The organism is Streptomyces lavendofoliae (assembly GCF_014649735.1).
Classification (GTDB): domain Bacteria; phylum Actinomycetota; class Actinomycetes; order Streptomycetales; family Streptomycetaceae; genus Streptomyces; species Streptomyces lavendofoliae.
In genome coordinates this window covers 281,576-304,670 of sequence record NZ_BMTP01000002.1, presented here as the reverse complement: position 1 = coordinate 304,670, position 23,095 = coordinate 281,576, and the positions used below count along the sequence as shown (strand labels likewise).

23 protein-coding genes are annotated in these 23,095 nt (G+C 72.4%); 19 read left to right on the top strand and 4 right to left on the bottom strand.

The features are described 5' to 3' along the window. Nucleotides 1-191: 191 nt before the first annotated feature. Nucleotides 192-1,550 (top strand): allantoinase AllB, encoded by a 1,359-nt coding sequence (gene allB / locus IE109_RS04270; protein WP_229890602.1) that lies wholly within the window; start codon nt 192-194, stop codon nt 1,548-1,550. A 5-nt stretch (nt 1,551-1,555) separates the two neighbouring features. Further along, complete coding sequence (alc, locus tag IE109_RS04265; RefSeq protein ID WP_189549182.1) at nt 1,556-2,668, top strand: allantoicase; 1,113 nt, start codon at nt 1,556-1,558, stop codon at nt 2,666-2,668. 89 nt (nt 2,669-2,757) lie between these two features. Here the strand turns inward: alc and IE109_RS04260 are convergent, their stop codons facing one another. Beyond that, the gene (locus IE109_RS04260) at nt 2,758-3,495 is read right to left on the bottom strand and encodes an SDR family oxidoreductase (protein WP_189549180.1); all 738 of its coding nucleotides are present in this window, start codon (nt 3,493-3,495) and stop codon (nt 2,758-2,760) included. A 186-nt stretch (nt 3,496-3,681) separates the two neighbouring features. Between IE109_RS04260 and IE109_RS04255 the strand changes: the two genes are divergently transcribed. Together IE109_RS04255 and IE109_RS04250 are read left to right on the top strand one after the other, a co-directional pair. Beyond that, complete coding sequence (locus IE109_RS04255; protein WP_189549178.1) at nt 3,682-4,302, top strand: dihydrofolate reductase family protein; 621 nt, start codon at nt 3,682-3,684, stop codon at nt 4,300-4,302. Between the two features lie 130 nt (nt 4,303-4,432). Next, complete coding sequence (locus IE109_RS04250; RefSeq protein WP_189549175.1) at nt 4,433-4,660, top strand: DUF7683 domain-containing protein; 228 nt, start codon at nt 4,433-4,435, stop codon at nt 4,658-4,660. A 241-nt stretch (nt 4,661-4,901) separates the two neighbouring features. On the opposite strand, the gene IE109_RS04245 is transcribed toward IE109_RS04250, so the two are convergent. Continuing rightward, on the bottom strand, nt 4,902-5,576 hold the full coding sequence (locus IE109_RS04245) for a lytic polysaccharide monooxygenase auxiliary activity family 9 protein (RefSeq protein WP_189549173.1): 675 nt from the start codon (nt 5,574-5,576) through the stop codon (nt 4,902-4,904). A 140-nt stretch (nt 5,577-5,716) separates the two neighbouring features. Between IE109_RS04245 and IE109_RS04240 the strand changes: the two genes are divergently transcribed. Next, complete coding sequence (locus IE109_RS04240) at nt 5,717-6,895, top strand: cytochrome P450 family protein (protein WP_189549172.1); 1,179 nt, start codon at nt 5,717-5,719, stop codon at nt 6,893-6,895. Nucleotides 6,896-6,986: 91 nt separating this feature from the next. On the opposite strand, the gene IE109_RS04235 is transcribed toward IE109_RS04240, so the two are convergent. After that, the gene (locus tag IE109_RS04235) at nt 6,987-7,994 is read right to left on the bottom strand and encodes a Gfo/Idh/MocA family protein (RefSeq protein WP_189549170.1); all 1,008 of its coding nucleotides are present in this window, start codon (nt 7,992-7,994) and stop codon (nt 6,987-6,989) included. 165 nt (nt 7,995-8,159) lie between these two features. Between IE109_RS04235 and IE109_RS04230 the strand changes: the two genes are divergently transcribed. From IE109_RS04230 to IE109_RS04205, 6 genes are all read left to right on the top strand, one after another. Continuing rightward, complete coding sequence (locus IE109_RS04230; protein ID WP_308431333.1) at nt 8,160-8,879, top strand: GntR family transcriptional regulator; 720 nt, start codon at nt 8,160-8,162, stop codon at nt 8,877-8,879. A 425-nt stretch (nt 8,880-9,304) separates the two neighbouring features. Then, entirely contained in the window at nt 9,305-10,330 is a 1,026-nt protein-coding gene (locus IE109_RS04225) for a sugar ABC transporter substrate-binding protein (protein WP_229890531.1), read from the top strand. Further along, nucleotides 10,327-11,382, top strand: coding sequence for an ABC transporter permease (locus IE109_RS04220; RefSeq protein WP_189549166.1), 1,056 nt, complete (start codon nt 10,327-10,329; stop codon nt 11,380-11,382). The genes IE109_RS04225 and IE109_RS04220 overlap by 4 nt, the downstream gene beginning before the upstream one ends. After that, complete coding sequence (locus tag IE109_RS04215) at nt 11,379-12,203, top strand: ATP-binding cassette domain-containing protein (RefSeq protein ID WP_189549164.1); 825 nt, start codon at nt 11,379-11,381, stop codon at nt 12,201-12,203. The genes IE109_RS04220 and IE109_RS04215 overlap by 4 nt, the downstream gene beginning before the upstream one ends. Before the next feature lie 112 nt (nt 12,204-12,315). Continuing rightward, on the top strand, nt 12,316-13,488 hold the full coding sequence (locus IE109_RS04210) for an ROK family glucokinase (protein WP_189549162.1): 1,173 nt from the start codon (nt 12,316-12,318) through the stop codon (nt 13,486-13,488). Between the two features lie 2 nt (nt 13,489-13,490). Then, nucleotides 13,491-14,054, top strand: a complete 564-nt coding sequence (locus tag IE109_RS04205; protein WP_189549160.1) for a hypothetical protein — start codon at nt 13,491-13,493, stop codon at nt 14,052-14,054. A gap of 157 nt (nt 14,055-14,211) precedes the next feature. Here IE109_RS04205 and IE109_RS04200 read toward each other — a convergent pair whose 3' ends face one another. After that, nucleotides 14,212-15,897 carry a ribonuclease J gene (locus tag IE109_RS04200; RefSeq protein WP_189549158.1) on the bottom strand — a complete coding sequence of 562 codons (1,686 nt, stop codon included), beginning with the start codon at nt 15,895-15,897 and terminating at the stop codon, nt 14,212-14,214. Nucleotides 15,898-16,138: 241 nt separating this feature from the next. On the opposite strand from IE109_RS04200, the gene pcaC reads away from it, so the two are divergent. From pcaC to IE109_RS04155, 8 genes are all read left to right on the top strand, one after another. Next, entirely contained in the window at nt 16,139-17,734 is a 1,596-nt protein-coding gene (gene pcaC, locus IE109_RS32980; protein WP_229890529.1) for a 4-carboxymuconolactone decarboxylase, read from the top strand. A 29-nt stretch (nt 17,735-17,763) separates the two neighbouring features. Continuing rightward, nucleotides 17,764-18,396 (top strand): MBL fold metallo-hydrolase, encoded by a 633-nt coding sequence (locus IE109_RS04185; protein ID WP_189549155.1) that lies wholly within the window; start codon nt 17,764-17,766, stop codon nt 18,394-18,396. A 30-nt stretch (nt 18,397-18,426) separates the two neighbouring features. After that, nucleotides 18,427-19,206: an exodeoxyribonuclease III gene (locus IE109_RS04180; protein ID WP_189549153.1), complete on the top strand. Its 780-nt coding sequence runs from the start codon at nt 18,427-18,429 to the stop codon at nt 19,204-19,206. A gap of 48 nt (nt 19,207-19,254) precedes the next feature. Beyond that, a complete protein-coding gene (locus IE109_RS04175) occupies nt 19,255-19,689 on the top strand; it encodes a DUF6278 family protein (RefSeq protein ID WP_189549151.1) in 435 nt (144 codons plus the stop codon). Between the two features lie 123 nt (nt 19,690-19,812). Then, nucleotides 19,813-20,556, top strand: a complete 744-nt coding sequence (locus IE109_RS04170; RefSeq protein WP_189549149.1) for an amino acid ABC transporter ATP-binding protein — start codon at nt 19,813-19,815, stop codon at nt 20,554-20,556. Between the two features lie 17 nt (nt 20,557-20,573). After that, nucleotides 20,574-21,560 carry a glutamate ABC transporter substrate-binding protein gene (locus tag IE109_RS04165; RefSeq protein ID WP_189549147.1) on the top strand — a complete coding sequence of 329 codons (987 nt, stop codon included), beginning with the start codon at nt 20,574-20,576 and terminating at the stop codon, nt 21,558-21,560. Nucleotides 21,561-21,570: 10 nt separating this feature from the next. Continuing rightward, nucleotides 21,571-22,215, top strand: a complete 645-nt coding sequence (locus IE109_RS04160; RefSeq protein WP_189549145.1) for an amino acid ABC transporter permease — start codon at nt 21,571-21,573, stop codon at nt 22,213-22,215. Next, a complete protein-coding gene (locus IE109_RS04155) occupies nt 22,212-23,081 on the top strand; it encodes an amino acid ABC transporter permease (protein WP_189549144.1) in 870 nt (289 codons plus the stop codon). Before IE109_RS04160 ends, IE109_RS04155 begins: the two co-directional genes overlap by 4 nt. Nucleotides 23,082-23,095: the final 14 nt, after the last annotated feature.

Below are 23,095 nucleotides of genomic sequence, written 5' to 3'. Positions count from 1 at the left end.
ACTTCATGGAAACATCCAAGTCGCTCCTCCGCCACCCGCCGCCTCCTCGGGCGACCCTTGACGAGGGAGGTTCCGGAGTGAAGACTCCTTCAACAGTTCGTTGAAGAACGATGAGCCGACCGGCCCGCGCGGCCGATGAAGTGGAAGGCGATGTGGACGGGAACGTGGACCTGAACGCCAACGTGGACGACGTGGCCGCGACCGCCGAGGCGGACGCGGACGTGACCCTGGTACTGCGCTCGACGCGCGTCATCACCCCCGAGGGCACCCGCCCCGCCTCGGTCGCCGTCGCCGGCGGCCGCATCGCGGCGGTACTGCCCCACGACGCCGGGGTGCCGGCCGGCGCCCGGCTGGAGGACGTCGGCGACCACGTCGTCCTCCCCGGCCTCGTCGACACCCACGTCCATGTGAACGACCCCGGCCGCACCGAGTGGGAGGGCTTCTGGACCGCCACCCGCGCGGCCGCCGCCGGCGGCATCACCACGCTCATCGACATGCCGCTCAACTCCCTGCCCCCCACCACGACCGTCGACAACCTGCGCACCAAGCAGGACGTGGCCCGCTCCAAGGCCCACATCGACGTCGGGTTCTGGGGCGGCGCCCTGCCGGACAACGTCAAGGACCTCCGCCCCCTGCACGACGCCGGCGTCTTCGGCTTCAAGTGCTTCCTGTCGCCCTCCGGAGTGGAGGAGTTCCCCGAGCTCGACCAGGAGCAGCTGACCGCGTCCCTCGCCGAGATCGCCGGCTTCGGCGGCCTGATGATCGTGCACGCCGAGGACCCGCACCACCTCGCCGCCGCCCCGCAGAAGAGCTCGCCCAAGTACGCCGACTTCCTCGCCTCCCGGCCCCGCGACGCCGAGAACACCGCCATCCAGAACCTGATCGACCAGGCCAGGCGGCTCGACGCGCGCGTGCACGTCCTCCACCTGTCCTCCAGCGACGCGCTGCCGCTGATCGCCGCCGCCCGCCGCGACGGCGTACGGATCACCGTCGAGAGCTGCCCGCACTTCCTCACCCTCACCGCCGAGGAGGTCCCGGACGGCGCGACGGAGTTCAAGTGCTGCCCGCCCATCCGGGAGGCGGCCAACCAGGACGCGCTGTGGCAGGGCCTCGCCGACGGGACGATCGACTGCGTCGTCTCCGACCACTCGCCCTCCACCGCCGACCTCAAGACCCCCGACTTCTCCACCGCCTGGGGCGGCATCTCCTCGCTCCAGCTGGGCCTGCCCGCCATCTGGACCGAGGCCCGCCGCCGCGGCCACACCCTGGAGGACGTCGTCCGCTGGATGTCCACCGCCCCGGCGCGGCTCGCCGGCCTCGACCGCAAGGGCGCCATCGCACCCGGCCGGGACGCCGACTTCGCCGTCCTCGCGCCCGACGAGACCTTCACCGTCGACCCCGCCGCCCTCCACCACCGCAACCAGGTCACCGCGTACGCCGGCAGGACCCTGCACGGCGTCGTCAAGTCCACCTGGCTGCGCGGCACGCGCATCGCCGACAACGGCATCCCGGCCGAGCCGACCGGCCGGCTGCTCGAAAGGAACAAGTGACCCCCGTGACCGGCATACCCCGCTTCACCGGCGACGCCAGCCCCTACGGCGGCGGTGACCCGTACGCCGACCACCGCACCGCCGACTTCCCCTTCAGCGGCCTCGTCGACCTCGCCGACCGCCGGCTCGGCGCGGGCGTGATCGCCGCCAACGACGAGTTCTTCGCCGAGCGCGAGAACATGCTCAAGCCGGAGCCCGCCGAGTTCGACCCCGAGCACTTCGGGCACAAGGGCAAGATCATGGACGGCTGGGAGACCCGCCGCCGCCGCGGTGTCTCGGCCGACGAGCCCCACCCGGCCGACGAGGACCACGACTGGGCGCTGGTACGCCTGGGCGCGCCCGGTGTCGTCCGCGGCATCGTCGTCGACACCGCCCACTTCCGCGGCAACTACCCGCAGGCCGTCTCCGTGGAGGCGACCTCCGTGGCCGGCTCACCGTCCCCCGAGCGGCTCCTGGCCGACGACGTCGAGTGGACGACCCTCGTGCCGCGCACCGCCATCGGCGGCCACGCGGCGAACGGCTTCGCCGTCGACGCCGAGCGGCGCTTCACCCACCTGCGCGTCAAGCAGCACCCCGACGGCGGCATCGCCCGGCTGCGGGTGTACGGCGAGGTCGCCCCCGACCCCGCCTGGCTCGCCGCGCTCGGCACCTTCGACGTCGTCGCCCTGGAGAACGGCGGCCGGGTCGAGGACGCCTCCGACCGCTTCTACTCGCCGGCCACCAACACCATCCAGCCCGGCCGCTCCCGCAAGATGGACGACGGCTGGGAGACCCGCCGCCGCCGCGACAGGGGCAACGACTGGATCCGCTACCAGCTCGTCGAGCAGTCCGCGATCCGCGCGGTCGAGATCGACACCGCGTACCTCAAGGGCAACAGCGCCGGCTGGGCCGCCCTTTCGTCACGCGACGGCGAGAGCGGCGAGTGGACCGAGATCCTGCCGCGCACCCGCCTCCAGCCGGACACCAACCACCGGTTCGTCCTGCCGGAGCCCGCGGTCGGCACGCACGTGCGGATCGACATCTACCCGGACGGCGGCATCTCCCGCCTCCGCCTGTTCGGCTCGCTGACGGACGACGGGGCCAAGCGCCTGGCGGCCCGCCACGACGAGCTGAACTGACCGGCCCGGGCAGCACGACACCTGCCCGTACGCGAGGGGCGCACCGGCCCGACAGCACCGGTGCGCCCCGCGCCTTCCCCCCGTGCGGCCTACGCGGCGTGGCCGCCGTCCACCGCGTACTCGGCGCCCGTCACATACGCCGCGTCCTCCCCGGCCAGGTACGCCACCAGTGACGCCACCTCGTCCGGCACGCCGAAGCGGCCCAGCGCGGTCAGCGCCCGCTGGCCGTCCGCGAACGGGCCGTCCGCCGGGTTCATGTCGGTGTCGACCGGCCCCGGGTGGACGATGTTCGCGGTGATGCCCCGCCCGCCCAGTTCGCGGGCGAGCGCCCGGGTCAGGCCCACCAGCGCGGACTTGCTCATCGCGTAGAGCGTCCCGCCCGGACCCGGCACGCGCTGCGTCATGCAGCTCCCCACGGTGACGATCCGGCCGCCGCGCTCCATGTGCGCCGCCGCTTCCCTCGACGCCAGGAACACGCCCCGGACGTTCACCGCCAGGACCCGGTCGACATCGGCGGGCGTCAGGCTCTCCAGCGGGCCGAGCACCCCGATACCGGCGTTGTTGACCAGCACGTCCAGCCGCCCGCCGCCCAGCGTGCCCGCGGCCCGGCGCACCGCGTCCGCCGCCTCGGCCGCGTCGCCGGCGTCGGCCCGCAGGGCGACCCCGCGGCGGCCCGCCGCCTCGATCCTCCGTACGACCTCGCCGGCCGCCTCCCGGTCCCTCTCGTACGTGATCGCGACGTCCAAGCCCTGCTGGGCCAGCCGTGCCGCGATCGCGGCGCCGATACCGCGGCTGCCGCCGGTGACCAGAGCTGTCCTGCCGTTCATGGTGCCCTCCGTGCTTTCCGCCAAAGTGGTTGCGGGTTCAAGAACACCGGAAGGGCGGGCGTCGCACCGGCGGGAATCGGACGCGCACTCCGGCGCCCGGCCACCGATGAGTTCCGGACGCGGGCGAGGTCCTACCCGGTGACGCACGATGAAGAACGAACACGACGGAAACGGAAGGCACCGGCCATGGCCAAGCTCACCCTCACCACCTTCATGACGCTGGACGGCGTGATGCAGGCGCCCGGCGGCCCCGACGAGGACCGCACCGACGGCTTCGCCTACGGCGGCTGGAGCGTCCCCTTCGTGGACGAGGAATTCGGCCGCTTCATGGACGGGGTGTTCGGCCGGGTGGACGCCTTCCTGCTCGGCCGGCGGACGTACGAGATCTTCGCCGCGTACTGGCCGCACGTCACCGACGAGAACGACCCCGTCGCGAGCCGGCTCAACGCCCTGCCCAAGTACGTGGTGTCCCGGACCCTCGACAAGGCCGGCTGGAACAACTCCACCGTCCTCGGCGGCGACCTGGCCGAGGACGTCGGCCGCCTCAAGCAGGGGCCCGGCGAGGAGATCCAGGTCCACGGCAGCGCCCGGCTCGCCCAGAGCCTCATCGCGCTGGGCCTGGTCGACGAGCTCAACCTGCTGGTCTACCCGGTCTTCCTGGGCAAGGGCCGACGACTGTTCCCCGAGGGCGGCAGCCCGACCGCCTTCGAGCTGACCGGCCACCGGACCACGTCCACCGGCGTCGCCATCCACACCTACCGGGCGGCCGGCCCCGCACGCTTCGGCACGTTCGCCCTCGGCGAGTGAGGCGAGTGAGGCGGCTCGGTGCCGGCGCGGGTCACGCGGTCGCCGTGCCGGTCGCGCCGGTGCGGCCACCCGTCGCGTTCGCCCACGGCAGGGCGTACGCGTACGAGGCGGTGTGCCGGAAGGTGACCCCATGAAGTACGTCGTCGTGGCCTACGACAAGATCTCCGAGGCGGCCGAGGAGGAGACGGACCTCTCGGCCGTCGGTGCCGACCGCCTCGCGCGGTTGATCGGGATCCCCGTCGACCGGCTGGTCGACGTCTACCCGCTGGACGAGCGGCACCGGGCCGCGCTCGCCGGCTGGGCGGACCTCACGTTCGCGCCCGACACGTACGACTACTTCCTGGAGGCCGAGGCGTAGGGCCGGCGGCGGAGCGGCCACGCCACACGGCCGGCCCCCGCCGCTGACGCCGTCACGGGGCGCCGACCGGTCGGAAGGCCGGTCGGCGCCCCGTGCGTCCGGGGAGGGCGGCGGCCAGGCGAGCGCCCGCCGCGCCCTCCCCGGTCACCGAGGCGCCGACGGCACGCGGCGGGGCATCAGGGTCGGACGCCACTCGCCCGGTCATCCCCCCGGTCATCCGGCCTGATCGACCGGACTGCTCCTAACCGAAGTTCACGTCACTGCACAGGTAGTACGTCTGGTCCATGTGCGACGCCTTCCAGATCGTGTAGACGACGTGGTGGCCGGTGCGGCCCGGTGCGCTGACATCGCCGATCGTGTAGTTCTGGCTCGGGGCGTACCGGCCGGTCTGCTTGACCAGCTGGAGGTCGCTCCAGCTCAGCGCCTGCGTGGCGGGGTTGAAGCCCTGCCGGGTGACGTAGACCTGGAAGTAGTCGGCGCCGTGGCTCGCCTGGTCGTACAGCTTCACCGAGAAGGTGCCGGCGACGTTCGTGGTCTTCCACGGGCCCACCGCGTCCAGGGCGTTGTAGCGGCCGCCCTCGGCGCGCCCGCCGCTGCACAGCTGGCCGTTGGGGATCGCGGCCTGGTGGTTGCCGCCGACGCCGTTGCGGTAGAGGCCGTTCCAGTTCCACATGGCGTTGGGGTCCGCGCGCCACGCCTGCCAGCACATCGGGTCCTGCTGCTGCATGGCCGGGTTCAGGTGGTCGCTGCCCCAGCGTAACCAGCAGCCGTAGTTGCGGGAGGCCGGGTCGACGACCGACCCGTGCGCCGAGGCGGTGCCCGTCCACGGCAGCAGGCCGAGCAACGTCGCGCAGAGGAGGGTGAGCAGATGCGGCACCCAACGGGATCGGGGTGCGGTGCGGTCCTGACGGTTCATGTGCGGCTCCATCTTTCCGGGTGTGATCCTTACCCGCCTGATGGGAGCGCTCCCGCGAAGGGCTCTACCCAGCGCCACCGGACCGAAAACCACCACCGGTTCGCCTCTTCCACCCGTCGGCGGAGGGCTAGTCTGGCCCGGTGATCACGGTCGATCTGAGCGAGTACGGCGACGACTTCGTCGCCGACCCCTACCCGTACTACGCGAGACTCCGGGAGAGCGGCCCGGTCCACCATGTGCGCACGGCCCTCGGCAACGACGTCTGGCTGATCGTCGGCCACGCCGAGGCGCGGGCCGCGCTCGCCGACCCCCGGCTGTCGAAGGCGCCCTCGACGGCCGGACGGCGGATGCTCGACGAGGACGTCGTCGGCCCCTACCTGCTGGTGCTCGACCCGCCCGACCACACGCGGCTGCGCAAACTGGTCGCCCGCGAGTTCACCGGACGCCGCGTGGAGGCCCTGCGCCCGTGGGTGCGGCGCGTCACGGACGAGCTGATCGACGCCGTGGAGCCCAAGGGCCGTGCCGACCTCGTCGACGCCCTGGCCTTCCCGCTGCCCATCACGGTGATCTGCGAGCTGCTCGGCGTCCCCGCCGCCGACCGGGACGCGTTCCGCGCCTGGTCCACCGAGATCGTCGCACCGACGGGCGGCGCGTTCGAGACCTCCGCCGTGCACGCGCTGAGCGGCTATCTCGACGCGCTCATCGAGGACAAGCGGCGCTCCCGCCCCGCCGACGACCTGCTCTCCGCGCTGCTGCGCACCCGCGCCGAGGACGGCGACCGGCTGTCGGCCGCCGAACTGCGCGCGATGGCCTACCTGCTGCTGATCGCCGGGCACGAGACGACGGTCAACCTGATCTCGGGCGGTGTACGGGCGCTGCTCGCCCACCCGGACCAACTGGCCGCCCTGCGCGCCGACTTCGGCCTCCTCGACGGGGCGGTGGAGGAGATGCTGCGCTACGACGGGCCCGTGGAGACGGGCACGGCGCGCTTCGCCCGTGAGCCGGTCCAGGTCGGGGACACGGTCATCCCGGCGGGTGCCGCCGTGCTGGTCGGCATCGCGGCGGGCGACCGGGACCCGGCCCGGTTTCCGGACCCCGACCGCTTCGACATCCGGCGCGACACCACCGGGCACCTGGCGTTCGGGCATGGCATCCACCACTGCCTCGGCGCCCCGCTGGCCCGCATGGAGGGACGCATCGCGGTGCGCGCCCTGCTGGAGCGCTTCCCCGCGCTGGCCCTCGACCCCTCGGCCGGTCCGCCGGACTGGCTGCCAGGCCTCCTCATGCGCGGGGTCCGCCGCCTTCCCGTGACCTGGTGACCCCCTGACCCCTTGACCGGCCCCGGCCCCGCCCCGCCCCGGGCGCGGCCCGGGCGCGGCCGGCGCGCCCGGGAGCCGGGGGCGAGGCGCCTCAGAGCGCCGACGGCACCTCGTCGAGCCGCACCGGGCGGCGCTCCCGGCGGGACAGCTCGCACGCCTCGGCGACCCGCAGCGCCCGCAGCGCCTCGTGGCCGTCGCACGGGTTGGCCAGCTCGCCGCGCGCGAGGCGCACGAAGGCGTCCAGCTCCGCCTCGTACGCCGGGGCGAACCGCTCCAGGAAACCCGGCCACGGCTTGTCGGGCGGGGGAGGGCCGAGCGGTTCGGTGGACGTGATCGGCGTCCGGTCGGCGAGGCCCACCGCGATCTGGTCGCGCTCGCCCGCCAGCTCCATCCGTACGTCGTACCCGGCGCCGTTGCAGCGGGTGGCCGTGGCCGTGGCGAGGGTGCCGTCGTCGAGGGTCAGCAGCGCGGCCGCCGTACCGACGTCGCCCGCCTCGCGGAACATCCCGGGACCGCCGTCGGAGCCCGTCGCGTACACCTCGGTGACCTCCCGGCCGGTCACCCAGCGCAGGATGTCGAAGTCGTGGACCAGGCAGTCGCGGTACAGGCCGCCGGAGAGCGGGAGGTAGGCGGCGGGTGGCGGTGCCGGGTCGGAGGTGATGGCCCGGACGGTGTGCAGCCGGCCGATGCGCCCGGAGTGGACGACGGCCCGGGCGGCCCGGTAGCCGGCGTCGAAGCGGCGCATGAAGCCCAGCTGGAGCTGGGTGCCGGCCTCCTCGACCGCTCGGAGCGCGCCGAGGGTGCCGGGCAGGTCGAGGGCGATGGGTTTCTCGCAGAAGGCGGGCAGGCCCGCGCGGGCGGCGCGGGCGATGAGGCCGGCGTGGGAGGAGGTCGCCGAGGCGATGACCACCGCGTCGAGGCCCCCGGCGAAGAGGCCGTCGACGCTCGGCGCCGCCGTGGCGCCGGTGAGTTCGGCGACCTTCGCCGCCCGGCCGGGGTCGGCGTCGGTGACCACGAGGGCCCCCACCTCGGGGTGACGGCTGAGCACGCCCGCGTGGAAGGTCCCGATACGTCCCGTTCCGATGAGTCCGATGCGCATGGCCCCCAAGGTGATGCCGGGCCTGTCATTGTGTCAAGCTTTTGTCCTGACAACATGACTTCACAACTTCCCGTCATCATTTCCTGTGGATAGGCTCGGCCCGTGCCCAAGCAGACCCGAGCAGCCAGAGAAGAGACCGGTTCCGTCGTGCGCCTGCCTCTGAGCGTGGACCGCACCAGCCCGGTCCCGCTCTACTTCCAGCTCTCCCAGCAGCTGGAAGCCGCCATCGAGCGCGGGACGCTCACCCCGGGCAGCCTCCTCGGCAACGAGATCGAGCTGGCCGGACGGCTCGGCCTGTCCCGGCCCACCGTCCGCCAGGCCATCCAGGCCCTCGTCGAGAAGGGCCTGCTGGTGCGCCGGCGCGGCGTGGGCACCCAGGTGGTGCACAGCCAGGTCAAGCGCCCGCTGGAGCTCAGCAGCCTCTACGACGACCTGGAGGCCGCCGGCCAGCGCCCGGCCACGATCGTCCTGATCAACCGTGTCGAGCCCGCCCCCGCCGAGGTCGCCGCCGCCCTCGGCGTACCGGAGGGCACCGACGTCCGGTTCGTGGAGCGGCTGCGGTTCGCCCACGAAGAGCCGGTGGCGCGGCTGCGCAACCACCTGCCGCTCGGTCTGCTCGACCTGGACACCGAGCTGCTGGAGAGCACCGGCCTGTACCGGATGATGCGCGGCGCGGGCATCACGCTGCACAGCGCCCGCCAGAAGGTCGGGGCGCGGGCCGCCACCGCGCTGGAGGCGGAGCTGCTGACCGAGGAGAAGGGCGCCCCGCTGCTGACCATGGAGCGGACCACCTTCGACGACACCGGCCGGGCGGTGGAGTTCGGCTCGCACGTCTACCGGGCGTCGCGGTACGCCTTCGAGTTCCAGCTGCTGGTCCGGCCCTGACGCCGGTGAACCAGTCGTCCGAACGCGCCGCCCCTCGGCGCGTAAGAATGTTCGGACAAAGTATTGACGGGCTGGCCCCACCCCCGTAGAAACGCACCCAGCCGCAATCGGGCGGCGCCGGGGAGACAAGGCGGACCACGCATGCGTACCACCCGCACGGCGGCAGCGGCCCCGCCGGCCGCAGTCGCGCTCACCGTCACCGCCACCGGACGAGGCGGCTCGGGCGGCAGGACCACCGGGGGCCGGGGCGCCGGCGGCGGCCCCCGCGGCGGACCCGCCGCCACCCCGGTACCGGAGGAACCGACCGCCCGCGGTACCCGATGAAATCCGGGCACATCACCATGACCCATACTTGGCCAGTCGCACGACAGCGAGCACAACAGGCACAGCAGACACAACAGACACAGCAAGAGGGGCACGGCGTCGTGGCAACGGTTCGGACAGGAGTACGCGCGCTCCGCGCGGTGCTGGTGACGGTCCTCGGAGTGTCCCTGGCGGCAGCCGCCTCGGGATGCAGCGCGACCGGCGGGAAACGCGCCGAGGACGCCCGCAGGGCCGCCGCCGCCGAGGGCCGGTCCGCGGTGAACACCCCGAAGTGGACCATCGCCATGGTCACCCATTCCGGCGACGGCGACACCTTCTGGGACATCGTCCAGAGCGGCGCCAAGCAGGCGGCCGTGAAGGACAACATCAACTTCCTGTACGCCCACAGCGACGAGGGCCAGCAGCAGGCACAGCTGGTCGACTCGTACATCGACAAGAAGGTCGACGGGCTCATCGTCACCCTCGCCAAGCCCGACGCGATGAAGGCGGCCGTCGCCCGCGCCGTGAAGGCCGGCATCCCGGTGATCACGGTCAACTCCGGCTCCGCGCAGTCCAAGGGGTTCGGCGCCCTCACCCACATCGGGCAGGACGAGGGCGTGGCCGGCGAGGCCGTCGGCGACGAGCTGGACCAGCGCGGCCGGAAGAAGGCGCTGTGCGTCCTGCACGAGCAGGGCAACGTCGGCCACGAGCAGCGCTGCGCCGGGGTGGGGAAGACCTTCGGCGGCACCCTCCAGAACCTGTACGTCGACGGCACCAACATGCCCGACGTCCAGGCATCCATCGAGGCCAAGCTCCAGACGGACCCCTCGATCGACGCCGTCGTCACCCTCGGCGCGCCCTTCGCCGACGCCGCCGTCCAGGCGAAGAAGAGCGCCGGGTCCACAGCCGAGATCGACACCTTCGACCTCAACGCCAAGGTCGCCGCCGGTCTGAAGAGCAAGCAGCTCGGCTTCGCCGTCGACCAGCAGCCCTACCTCCAGGGCTACGAGGCGGTGGACCTGCTGTGGCTCTACCGGTACAACGCCGACGTCCTCGGTGGCGGCCGGCCGGTGCTGACCGGACCGCAGATCATCACCGAGAAGGACGCCGCCGCGCTGGCGGAATTCACGGAGCGAGGAACCCGATGACCGCGACCGCACCACCCGTGAAGGACGGCGCTCCCGCCGACGAGCGCCTGCTGCGCACCTCCCCGCTGCGCGCCCTTCTCGGCCGCCCCGAGCTGGGCTCGGTCGTCGGGGCCGTCGCCGTCTTCCTCTTCTTCTCGATCGTCGCCGACGGCTTCCTCCGGGCGTCCAGCTTCGGCACGGTCCTCTACGCCGCCTCGACGATCGGCATCATGGCCGTACCCGTCGCGCTGCTCATGATCGGCGGCGAGTTCGACCTGTCGGCCGGCGTGATGGTGACCAGCTCCGCGCTGATCTCCTCGATGTTCAGCTACCGGATGACCGCGAACGTCTGGGTCGGCGTCCTGGTGTCGCTCCTGGTCACCCTCGCCGTCGGCGTCTTCAACGGCGTCATGCTCACCCGGACCAAGCTACCGAGCTTCATCATCACGCTCGGTACGTTCCTGATGCTGACCGGCCTGAACCTGGGCCTCACCAAGCTGATCAGCGGCACCGTGTCGACGAAGACCATCGCCGACATGGAGGGCTTCTCCTCGGCCCGGACGCTGTTCGCCTCCCAGTTCTCCCTGGGCGGCCTCGACGTCAAGGTGACCATCCTGTGGTGGTTCGGCCTGGTGGCCCTCGCCACCTGGATCCTGCTGCGCACCCGCTTCGGCAACTGGATCTTCGCGGTGGGCGGCGGGGCGGACGCCGCCCGCGCGGTGGGCGTCCCGGTCCGCGCCACGAAGATCGGTCTCTACGCGGGCGTCGCCTTCTGCGCCTGGGTGTCCGGCCAGCACCTGCTCTTCTCGTTCGACGTCGTCCAGTCCGGCGAGGGCGTCGGCAACGAACTGATCTACATCATCGCCGCCGTCATCGGCGGCTGCCTGATCACCGGCGGATACGGCTCCGCCATCGGCTCGGCGGTCGGCGCGTTCATCTTCGGCATGACCAGCAAGGGCATCGTGTACGCCGAGTGGAACCCGGACTGGTTCAAGTTCTTCCTCGGAGCGATGCTCCTTCTCGCGACCCTGCTCAACGCCTGGGTCCGCAAGCGCGCGGAGGCGACCAAGTGACGGCACTGGTGGAGCTCGACGACGTCAGCAAGTACTACGGCAACATCCGCGCCCTCGAAGGCGTCTCCCTGGAGGTCCACGCGGGGGAGATCACCTGCGTCCTGGGCGACAACGGCGCCGGCAAGTCGACCCTCATCAAAATCATCTCCGGCCTGCACCCCCACGACGGCGGCGCCCTGCGCATCGACGGTGAGGAAGCCGGCCTCTCCTCGCCGCGCGAAGCCCTGGACCGCGGCATCGCCACCGTCTACCAGGACCTGGCCGTCGTACCGCTCATGCCGGTCTGGCGGAACTTCTTCCTCGGCTCCGAGCCCACCCGGGGCGCCGGCCCCTTCAAGCGCCTCGACGTCGGCCTCATGCGTGAGACGACCCGGGCCGAGCTGCTGCGCATGGGCATCGACCTGCGCGACGTCGACCAGCCGATCGGCACCCTCTCGGGCGGCGAGCGCCAGTGCGTGGCGATCGCCCGCGCGGTGTACTTCGGCGCCAAGGTCCTCGTCCTCGACGAGCCGACCGCCGCCCTCGGCGTCAAGCAGTCCGGGGTGGTGCTGAAGTATGTGGCCGCCGCCCGTGACGCCGGCCTCGGGGTGGTGTTGATCACCCACAACCCGCACCACGCGTATCTGGTGGGTGACCGGTTCGTGCTGCTGAAGCGCGGAGTGATGGCGGCGAGCCACACCAAGGAGTCCGTCACGCTCGACGAACTCACCCGCCAGATGGCGGGCGGCAGCGAGCTGGAGGACCTCCGTCACGAGCTGGGCCGCGCCCCCGCCCCGACCCGGGTGGGCGGCCACCACGTGCCGCCGGCCGAGGCTCCCTGACCACCGCGCGCCGCCGCCCCCGGCCACGTACCTGGCAGAATCGAGGGCGGCGGGCGCCGTCCGCCGCCGGGCCCCCACCTCCCGGCCCCCACCACCAGGGACGACAGGACTCGTGAGCACGTACCGCGACTTCCCCCACCGGGGCTCCGCCCGCGCCACCGTCCTGCGGACCGTGTCGGCCCGCGAGCGCCGCTCGCACCTGACCGCGCCGCGCGTCCCCACCGTCGGCATCGACATCGGCGGGACGAAGGTGATGGCGGGCGTCGTCGACGCCGACGGCCACATCCTGGAACAGATCAAGACCGAGACGCCCGACAAGTCCAAGAGCGCCAAGGTCGTCGAGGACACCATCACCGAACTGGTGCTGGACCTCTCCGACCGGCACGACGTGCACGCCGTGGGCATCGGCGCCGCCGGCTGGGTCGACGCCGACCGCAGCCGCGTGCTGTTCGCCCCCCACCTGGCCTGGCGCAACGAGCCGCTGCGCGACTCGCTCCAGGCCCGGCTCGCCGTGCCCGTCATGGTCGACAACGACGCCAACACCGCCGCCTGGGCCGAGTGGCGGTTCGGCGCCGGCCGCGGCGAGGACCACCTCGTGATGATCACGCTCGGTACCGGGATCGGCGGCGCCATCCTGGAGGACGGGCAGGTCAAGCGGGGCAAGTACGGGGTGGCCGGCGAGTTCGGCCATATGCAGGTGGTGCCCGGCGGCCACCGCTGCCCGTGCGGCAACCGCGGCTGCTGGGAGCAGTACAGCTCCGGCAACGCCCTCGTCCGGGAGGCCCGCGAGCTGGCGGCGGCCGACTCACCGGTCGCCTACAACATCATCGAACGCGTCAAGGGCTCCGTACCCGACATCACGGGCCCGCTGATCACCGAGCTCGCCCGCGAGGGCGACGCGATGTGCATCGAGCTGTTCCAGGACATCGGCCAGTGGCTCGGCGTCGGCATCGCCAACCTGGCCGCCGCCCTCGACCCGTCCTGCTTCGTCGTCGGCGGGGGCGTCAGCGCCGCCGACGACCTGCTCATCGGCCCCGCCCGGGACGCCTTCCGCCGCCACCTCACCGGCCGCGGCTACCGCCCCGAGGCGCGCATCGCCAAGGCGCAGCTCGGCCCGGAGGCCGGCATGGTCGGCGCCGCCGACCTCGCCCGGCTCGTCGCGCGCCGCTTCCGCCGCGCCAACCGCCGCCGGCTGGAGCGCTACGAGAAGTACGAGCGGTACGCCCAGGCCATCCGCAACGGCGGCGTCACCGGCCGCAGCACCCGACCCCCCCAGGAACCGTAGCCATGTCCGTCACGTCCGTGCTGAACCAGCCCGCGTCCCCGGAGGAGCGGCGGCGCATGATCCGCCGCCGGGTCCTGACCGCCGTCGTCATCGTGCTGCTCATCGGCATCCCGGCCGGCTACCTGGTGGTCTCCGCCCAGCAGAGCCGCGCCAGTGGCCGCGACAAGGAGGCCGAGTCGTCCGTCACCGGCCTCCGGGACAGCTGGCCGTCCAAGATGAAGCGCCGCGTCTTCGAGGTGCCCATCCCGGCCGGCTCCACCGAGGTCGCGTACTTCGAGACGAGCAACTGGAAGACCAGCAGGCTGTACGTCGAGTTCACCACCAGCGGGACGGGGCTGGACGACTTCCTGAACGACGTGGGCACCAGCCGCGCCGCGCTCGACGCCGCGGACGTCACCATCGGCGAGCGCGACGCCCGCACCGTGGGCTGGACGTTCCCCGCCGGCCGCGACTGGTCCGCCACCACGCACCGCCAGAAGGACCCGCGCCCCACCCGCGACATCACCGTCGACCTCACCGACCCGGCGGCCCCGCGGGTGTACGTCGTCTCGACGGCGACTCCCTGACCGCCCGCGCGGTGCCGGTCACCGCGCCGGGGGCCGGCCGCCGCGCCGGCTCGCGGGCCGCGGCCGGCGCCGGCGCGCCGCCGCCGACGTACCCCGCGCGGTCGCCGGACTCCCGGAGTCGTCGTACGGGTGCCGCACCGCGCCGCCGGGTCGCGGCTCAGGCGTCGATGATGACGGGGATGATGAGGGGCTTGCGGCGGTGGGTGCGGAACGCCCAGTTCGCCACGGCGCGGGCGATGAGCTGTTCGAGTTGGTGCGCGTCCCCGACGCCCTCCTCGGCCGCGGTGGCCAGGGTCTTCTCGATGACGGGGATGACCGGCTCGAAGGTGGTGTCGTCGTGGACGAAGCCGCGGGCCAGGAAATCGGGGGCCTCGGCGAGGGCGCCGGTGTCCGCGTCGACGATCGCCACCACCGTGACCACGCCTTCGGCGGCGAGGGTGAGACGGTCCTTGAGGGACGCTTCGGTGGCGCCGCCGACTTCCATGCCGTCCACGTAGACGTTGCCCGCGGGCACCTTGCCGGTGATGGACGCGCGCCCGTCGACCAGGTCGACGACGACACCGTCCTCGGCGATGACGACCCGGTCCGGGTCGACACCGGTACGGATGGCGAGGTCGCCGTTGGCCCGCAGGTGGCGCCATTCGCCGTGCACGGGCATGACGTTCCGGGGCTTGACGACGTTGTAGCAGTAGACGAGTTCCCCGGCGCTGGCGTGCCCGGAGACGTGCACCTTGGCATTGCCCTTGTGGACCACGTGGGCGCCCCACCGGGTGAGTCCGTTGATCACCCGGTAGATGGCGTTCTCGTTGCCGGGGATGAGGGAGCTGGCGAGCAGGACGGTGTCGCCCTTGCCGATGCGGATGACGTGGTCGCGGTTGGCCATCCGTGACAGCGCGGCCATCGGTTCGCCCTGGGAGCCGGTGCACACCAGAGTGATCTTGTGGTCCGGGAGCTTCTCCAGCTCCTTGGTGCTCACGACCAGACCGGAGGGGACCTTCAGATAGCCCAGGTCACGGGCGATGCCCATGTTGCGGACCATCGACCGGCCGACGAAGGCGACCTTGCGGCCGTGCTGGTGGGCGGCGTCGAGGACCTGCTGGATGCGGTGCACATGGCTGGCGAAGCTGGACACGATGACCCGGCGCGGCGCGGTGCGCATCACCTGCTCGATCGCCGGGTTCAGCTCACGCTCGGAGGTGGTGAAACCGGGTACCTCGGCGTTGGTGGAGTCGGTGAGGAACAGGTCCACACCCTCCTCGCCGAGGCGGGCGAAGGCGCGCAGGTCGGTGATGCGGTCGTCGAGCGGGAACTGGTCCATCTTGAAGTCACCGGTGTGCAGCACCATCCCGGCACCGGTGCGGATCGCGACCGCGAGGCTGTCCGGGATGGAGTGGTTGACCGCCACGAACTCGCAGTCGAAGGGCCCGAAGGCGCGCCGGTCGCCCTCCCGGACCCGCACCGAGCGCGGCCGGATGCCGTGTTCCTTGAGCTTGGCCTCCAGGAACGCCAGCGTCAGCTTGGAGCCGACGACGGGAATGTCGGACCGCTCGCGCAGCAGGTACGGCACGCCGCCGATGTGGTCCTCGTGGCCGTGGGTGAGAACCACGGCCACGATGTCGTCGAGCCGGTCCCGGATCGAGGTGAAGTCCGGCAGGATCACGTCCACGCCGGGCTGGGTCTCCTCGGGGAACAGCACGCCGCAGTCGACGATGAGCAGTTTGCCGGCGTGCTCGAAGACGGTCATGTTGCGACCGATCTCACCCAGGCCGCCCAAGGCGATGACCCGCAGCCCTCCCTCGGCAAGAGGCGGGGCGGCTTTCAGTTCGGGGTGCGGATGGCTCATACCTTGACGTTACCCGGAGAGCGGGATGGAGTGATCCATCGCCTGTGTGATCTTCTCTTCACGGCGGGCCCCGCAGGGGGTTCCCCCGCCCGGGCTCCGGCTGCCGCCGATGCCCCGCCACGCTCCCGGAGACGAGGGTCGCCGGGCTGCCGGAGCCGTGCCGCGCCGTGCCGCGATGCCGTCCGCCTTCCCGCAAGCCCCCGATACAGGGCCCCGCGTCATACGTGAGAGGGTCTGGGGCGTGAGTGAGACACCGTCGAACACCCTGCAATACCGCTGCGACGGGCCGGAGGAGGCCCCGGTCCTGATCCTGGGTCCCTCACTGGGCACCACATGGCACATGTGGGACCGGCAGATACCCGAGCTCGTACGGCAGTGGCGGGTCATCCGGTTCGACCTGCCCGGGCACGGCGGCGCCCCCGCCCACCCCGCGACCTCCGTCACGGAGCTGACCGGCCGGCTGCTGGCCACCCTCGACGAACTGGGCGTCCAGCGCTTCGGTTACGCGGGCTGCTCCATCGGCGGCGCCATCGGCACCGACCTGGCCCTGCGGGCCCCGCACCGGCTCGCCTCGCTCGCCCTGATCGCCTCCTCGCCGCGCTTCGGCACCGCCGACGAGTTCCGCCAGCGCGGCGTGATCGTCCGCACCAACGGCCTGGACCCGATGGCCCGTACCGCGCCCGAGCGCTGGTTCACCCCCGGCTTCGCCGCCGCCCAGCCCGCGATCGTCGAGTGGGCCGTGCAGATGGTCCGGACGACCGACGCCGGCTGCTACGTCGGCGCGTGCGAGGCGCTCGCCTCCTTCGACGTCCGCGCCGATCTCGGCCGCGTGGGCGTCCCCACCCTCGTCCTGGTCGGCTCCGAGGACCGGGTCACCGGCCCCGCCGAGGCGCGCCACCTCGTCGCGGGCATCCCCGACTCCCGGCTCGCCGTCGTGCCCGGGGCCTCCCACCTCGCGCCCGTGGAGCAGCCGGCGGCCGTCACCGACCTGCTGGTGCGGCACTTCTCCACGTCGTGGCAGGCCGTGTCCGACTCGTCGACCGGCATGGCGGCCCTCGCGGTGCCGCCCGTGGTGGCGGCCCCCGCCGCGCCGGCCGCCCCCGCCGCGCACCCCGCCGCACCGGCCGCGACCGCTCCCGGACGCCCGGGTGACGCCGCCGCGCACACGCCCGCCGCGCACACGCCCGCCCCGCACACACCGGGCCCCCTCGCGCCGGGTGCCGCGCCGGCCGGCGCCGTACCGCAGGGAGCGGCCCCCGCCGGAGCCGTACCGCCCGGGCCGCACGGAGCGCCCGGAGCCGGGCCGCACGTACCGCCCGGGCCGCACATGACGCACGGCGTCCACGTGGCAGCGGGTGGCGTAGCGCCCGGGGCGGTCGTCCCCGGCGGCGTGCCGCCGGCCGCCGCCGTCCACACCGCCGGGCCCGTCCCGGCCGGGCCCGCCGCGGCCGGGCGGCCCGACCCGTACGACGCGGGCATGAAGGTACGCCGCGAGGTCCTGGGCGACGCGCACGTCGACCGCGCCATGGCCGCCGCCGACGACTTCACCGGCGACTTCCAGGAGCTGATCACCCGCTACGCCTGGGGCGAGGTGTGGACCCGCGACGGCCTGGACCGGCGCACCCGCAGCGCCGTCACCCTGACCGCCCTGGTCGCCGGCGGTCACCTGGACGAGCTGGCGTTCCACACCCGGGCCGCGCTGCGCAACGGACTGTCGCCCGCGGAGATCAAGGAGGTGCTGCTCCAGACCGCCGTCTACTGCGGCGTCCCGGCCGCGAACTCGGCGTTCCGCGTCGCCCGCCGGGTGATCCTGGAGGAGACCACTCCGGAGGCGTGACCCGGTCCACGAGGAGAAGGATGCCCCTCATGAAGCTGACCAAGATGTCCCACGCGTGTGTGCGGCTGGAGAAGGGCGGGCGGACGCTCGTCGTCGACCCCGGCGGGTTCAGCGAACACGACGCGGCGCTGGGCGCCGACGCCGTCCTGGTCACCCACGAGCACCCCGACCACTTCGACGAGGGGCGGCTGAGGGCCGCCCTGGAGGCCGACCCGGGCGTCGCGGTCTGGACGCTGCGCAGCGTCGCGGAGAGGATCTCGGCGGCCTTCCCCGGCCGGGTCCACACGGTCGGCCACGGCGACACCTTCACCGCCGCCGGGTTCGACGTCCAGGTGCACGGCGAGCTGCACGCGGTGATCCACCCCGACATCCCCCGGATCACCAACATCGGCTTCCTGGTCGACGGGTCCGTCTTCCACCCCGGCGACGCCCTCACCGTCCCCGACCACCCGGTCGACACGCTGATGCTCCCGGTGATGGCCCCATGGAGCAAGATCTCCGAGGTCATCGACTACGTGCGCGAGGTCGGGCCGCGCCGCGCCATCGACATCCACGACGCGCTGCTCACCGACCTGGCCCGGCCGATCTACGACCGCCAGATCGGCGCCCTGGGCGGGACCGACCACGGCCGGCTGACCCCCGGGCAGGCGACGGACCTGTGACTGTCACAGGCCCCCGTTAGGCTGTGGGACATGCGCATCGCCACCTGGAACGTCAATTCGATCACCGCCCGGCTGCCCCGGTTGCTGGCGTGGCTGGAGAGCAGCGGCACGGACGTGCTGTGCATCCAGGAGACCAAGTGCACCGCGGAGCAGTTCCCCACCGACGAGCTGCGGGAGCTGGGGTACGAGTCGTCGGTCCACGCCACCGGCCGGTGGAACGGCGTGGCCCTGGTCTCCCGCGTGGGCCTGGAGGACGTCGTCCACGGCCTGCCGGGCGGCCCGGAGTACGACGGCGTGGCCGAGCCCCGCGCCATCTCCGCCACCTGCGGCCCCGCCCGGGTCTGGTCGGTGTACGTGCCGAACGGCCGCGAGGTGGCCCACGAGCACTACGCCTACAAGCTGCGCTGGCTGGAGGCGCTCAGGAGCGCGGTCGCCGACGACGCGGCGGGCGCCCGCCCCTTCGCGGTGCTCGGCGACTTCAACATCGCGCCGACCGACGACGACGTCTTCGACCGCGCCCTGTTCGAGGGCTCGACGCACGTCACCGAGCCCGAGCGCGCCGCGCTCGCCGGGCTGCGCGAGACCGGGCTCACGGACGTGGTGCCGCGCCCGCTGAAGTACGACCACCCCTTCACGTACTGGGACTACCGCCAGCTGTGCTTCCCCAAGAACCGGGGCATGCGCATCGACCTGGTGTACGGCAACAAGCCGTTCGCCGACGCCGTCAAGGACAGCTACGTCGACCGCGAGGAGCGCAAGGGCAAGGGCGCCTCCGACCACGCCCCGGTCGTCGTCGACCTCGACGTGTAGCGCGCGCCCTGTAGTGCGTCCGGTGGGTTCGGTGCGACGCTGGGCGGTATGAACATCCCTTTCCTGGACGCCTGGCGCAAGCGGCACGGCGGCGGCGGGCCCACCCCCTCCGCGGTGGAGCGAGACGCGGAGGGGGTGGCCGACATGCTCGCCGAGTGCGACCTGCTGCGCTCCCGCGTACAGGAGTACGGGGTCCAACTGGACGACACCCCCCGGTCCTTGGAAGCCATCGACCAGCTGCTGCCGCGCTGGCGGGACGACCCCGAGGAACTGCCCTGGCTGGGCAACGACGCGGGTCTCTACCTCGGCACGGTCATCGTACGGACGGTGGCGGGCGCGCACTGGTACCTGACGCCGGGCGGCCACCCCGTCGTCCGGCTCGTGTCCGGCCGGGAGATCCACGTCGTCGAGGCCGGCCTCGACTGGGCGATCAGCGGTTCGCCCGAACTCTCCCAGGTCTACGCGGAAGCCGCCGAGGGATAGAAACCGGTTGGCGTGGTTATACGGCTTATGCCTCCTTTATGCGTGTCGAGGGCGTGAAGTCCCTTTTCGGGCTGGATAGTTTCCGCTGACCTCGACACAGCTGAGAATGGGGCAGGGCAGCGTATGGCCGTCGATCCGTTGATCGAGCTGCGTGACGTCAACAAGTACTACGGGCGGCTGCACGTCCTCAAGGACGTCTCCCTCACCGTCGGTCGCGGTGAGGTCGTGGTCGTCATCGGGCCGTCCGGCTCGGGCAAGTCCACGCTGTGCCGGGCGGTCAACCGGCTGGAGACGATCGAGTCCGGCCGGATCACCGTCGGCGGGCGCGACCTCCCCGAGGAGGGGAAGGCCCTGGCCAGGCTGCGGACCGAGGTCGGCATGGTCTTCCAGTCGTTCAACCTCTTCGCCCACAGGACGGTCCTGGACAACGTCTCCCTGGCCCCCGTCAAGGTCCGGCGCCGCAGCAGGGCGGACGCCGACCGGCGCTCCCGGGAGCTGCTGGACCGGGTCGGCCTCGCCGACCAGGCGGACAAGTACCCCGCCCAGCTCTCCGGCGGCCAGCAGCAGCGCGTGGCCATCGCCCGCGCCCTCGCCATGGATCCCGAGGTGCTCCTCTTCGACGAGCCCACCTCCGCCCTCGACCCGGAGATGATCAACGAGGTGCTGGAGGTCATGCGGCAGCTCGCCCGGGACGGCATGACCATGGTCGTCGTCACCCATGAGATGGGCTTCGCCCGCTCGGCCGCCCACCGCGTCGTCTTCATGGCCGACGGCCGCGTCATCGAGGACCGCGCCCCCGAGGAGTTCTTCACCAGCCCGCGCAGCGAGCGCGCCAGGGACTTCCTCTCCAAGATCCTCACGCACTGACAGGGGCGCCCGGACCGATGACCCGCACGCACGGCACGCAGCGCTCGACCCGCACGCGGCGTTCGACCCGCGCCACCCGCGCCACCCGCGCGAACCGCACCCCGGCCGCCGTCGCGCCGGCCCTGGCCCTGGCGCTCGCCCTGGCCGCCGGCGCCTGCGGCAAGGACGGCAGCCCACCGGTGAAGGGGCCGCGGCCCGACGACCTGCCCCGGTACCGGGTGGCCACCGCCTTCCGGCTGCCGGACTCCCCGACGTGGAACCGCGCGAAACGGCGCGGCCACCTCGTCGTCGGCGCCAAGGAGGACCAGCCGTACCTGGGCGAGAAGGACCCCGCGAACGGCCGCTACTCCGGCTTCGACATCGAGATCGCCAAGATGACCGCCGCCTTCCTCGGCTTCGGCCCCGCGGCCGTGGCGTTCCGCACCATCGCCTCCGCCAACCGCGAGACCGCCCTCCAGAACGGCCAGATCGACTACTACGTCGGCACCTACACCATCAACGACAACCGCAAGAAGCTCGTCGGTTTCGCCGGCCCCTACTACCTGGCCGGCCAGTCGCTCCTCGTCCGCTCCGGCGAGATCGGTATCAAGGGCCCGGAGGACCTTGCGGGCAAACGCGTCTGCTCGGCCGCGGGCTCCACGCCGTACCAGCGGATCGAGGCCGAGTACCCGAGGGCCGACCTCGTCGCGTACGACACCTACTCCATCTGCGTGGACAACCTCCTCACCTACCAGGTCGACGCCGTCACCACCGACGACACCATCCTGCTCGGCTACGCGGCCAAGGTCCCCGAGGAGCTCAAGGTCGTCGGCACCCCCTTCTCCGAGGAGCCGTACGGCATCGGCGTCCCGCGTTCGGACGCCGCCCTGCGCCTCGCCGTCGACGACGCCATCGAGGCCAACGAGAGGAACGGCAACTGGAAGGCGGCGTACGACGCGACACTCGGCCTGTCCGGCGTCCCCGCACCGAGGCCCCCCGCCGTCGACCGCTACCCGGCGAGCTGAGGAGCGGGCCGTGAACGTACTGACGGACAACTGGTCGCTCTACGGCAGGGGCTTCCTCGGCACCGTGGAGCTGACCGTCTACGCCTCCCTGCTCGCCCTGGTCCTCGGCTTCGTGATGGCGGCGTTCCGCGCCGCCCCCGTCGGCTCGCTGCGGGCCTTCGGCACCGTGTGGGTGACCGTCCTGCGCAACACCCCGCTGACCCTGCTCTTCTTCGCCGTCCTGCTCGGCCTGCCGCGCTTCGGGGTCGTCCTGCCGTTCACGCTCTTCGCGGTGCTGGCCCTCGGCTGCTACACCTCCGCCTTCGTCTGCGAGGCACTGCGCGCCGGCATCAACACCGTGCCCAGGGGGCAGGGCGAGGCGGCCCGCAGCCTCGGGATGAGCTTCACCCAGACCCTGGGCGCCGTCGTCCTGCCGCAGGCGTTCCGCAGCGTCATCCCGCCGATCGGGTCCACGCTGATCGCCCTCGCCAAGAACTCGGCCATCGCCGGGGCGTTCAGCGTCACCGAGCTCCTCGGCACCTACAAGACCCTCAACGAACTCGGCTACGGCATCATCTGGACCTTCGTCTGGATCGCCCTCGGATACCTGATCATCACCCTCACCATCAGCGCGGTCTTCACCGTCCTGGAGAAGCGCTGGGGAGTCGCCCGATGACGAGCGCCACCGCCCTGTACGACCTCCCCGGCCCCCGGACCCGCCGACGGCACCTGACGTACGGCGTCCTGTCGGCCGTCCTCATCGCGGCGCTCTGCGGCCGGGTCCTGTACCTCCTGATCGACACCGGCCAGTTCACTCACGCCAAGTGGAACCCCTTCGCGTACGAGGGCATCCAGGAACTGCTGCTGCGCGGCCTCGGCAACACCCTCCGGGCGTTCGCGTACGCCGCTGTCCTCTCCCTCGCCCTGGGAGCCGTCCTGGCCGCAGGGCGGCTGTCCGACCACCGGGTCCCGCGGTGGGCGGCGACCGCCGTGGTGGAGTTCTTCCGCGCCATGCCCGTGCTGGTGATGATCTTCTTCGTCTTCGTGGCGCTGAAGGTGCAGCCGCTGCCCGCCCTGGTCACCGGGCTGACGCTCTACAACGGCTCGGTCCTCGCCGAGGTGTTCCGGGCGGGCGTCAACTCGGTGGAACGCGGCCAGCGCGAGGCCGCGTACTCGCTCGGCATGCGCAAGACGCAGGTCATGACCTACGTGCTGGCGCCGCAGGGGGTGCGGGCCATGCTGCCAGCGGTCATCAGCCAGCTGGTGGTCGCGCTGAAGGACACCTCGCTGGGATTCCTCATCACCTACGAGGAGTTCCTCCACGCCGGCAAGCTGATCGCGTCGAACCTCGACTACGATTTGCCGTTCATCCCCGTGGTGATGGTGATCTCACCGATCTACATCGGGATGTGCATGCTGCTCTCCTGGTCGGCCACCTGGGTGGCCAGGAGGCAACGGCGCAGCCCGAGGACGGAAGGTCCGGACACCGGACCGGCCGCGACAGGGACGCTGCTGCCGGGGGGTCCCTCCGCGCCGGGTTAGCGCGGAGGGGTCGC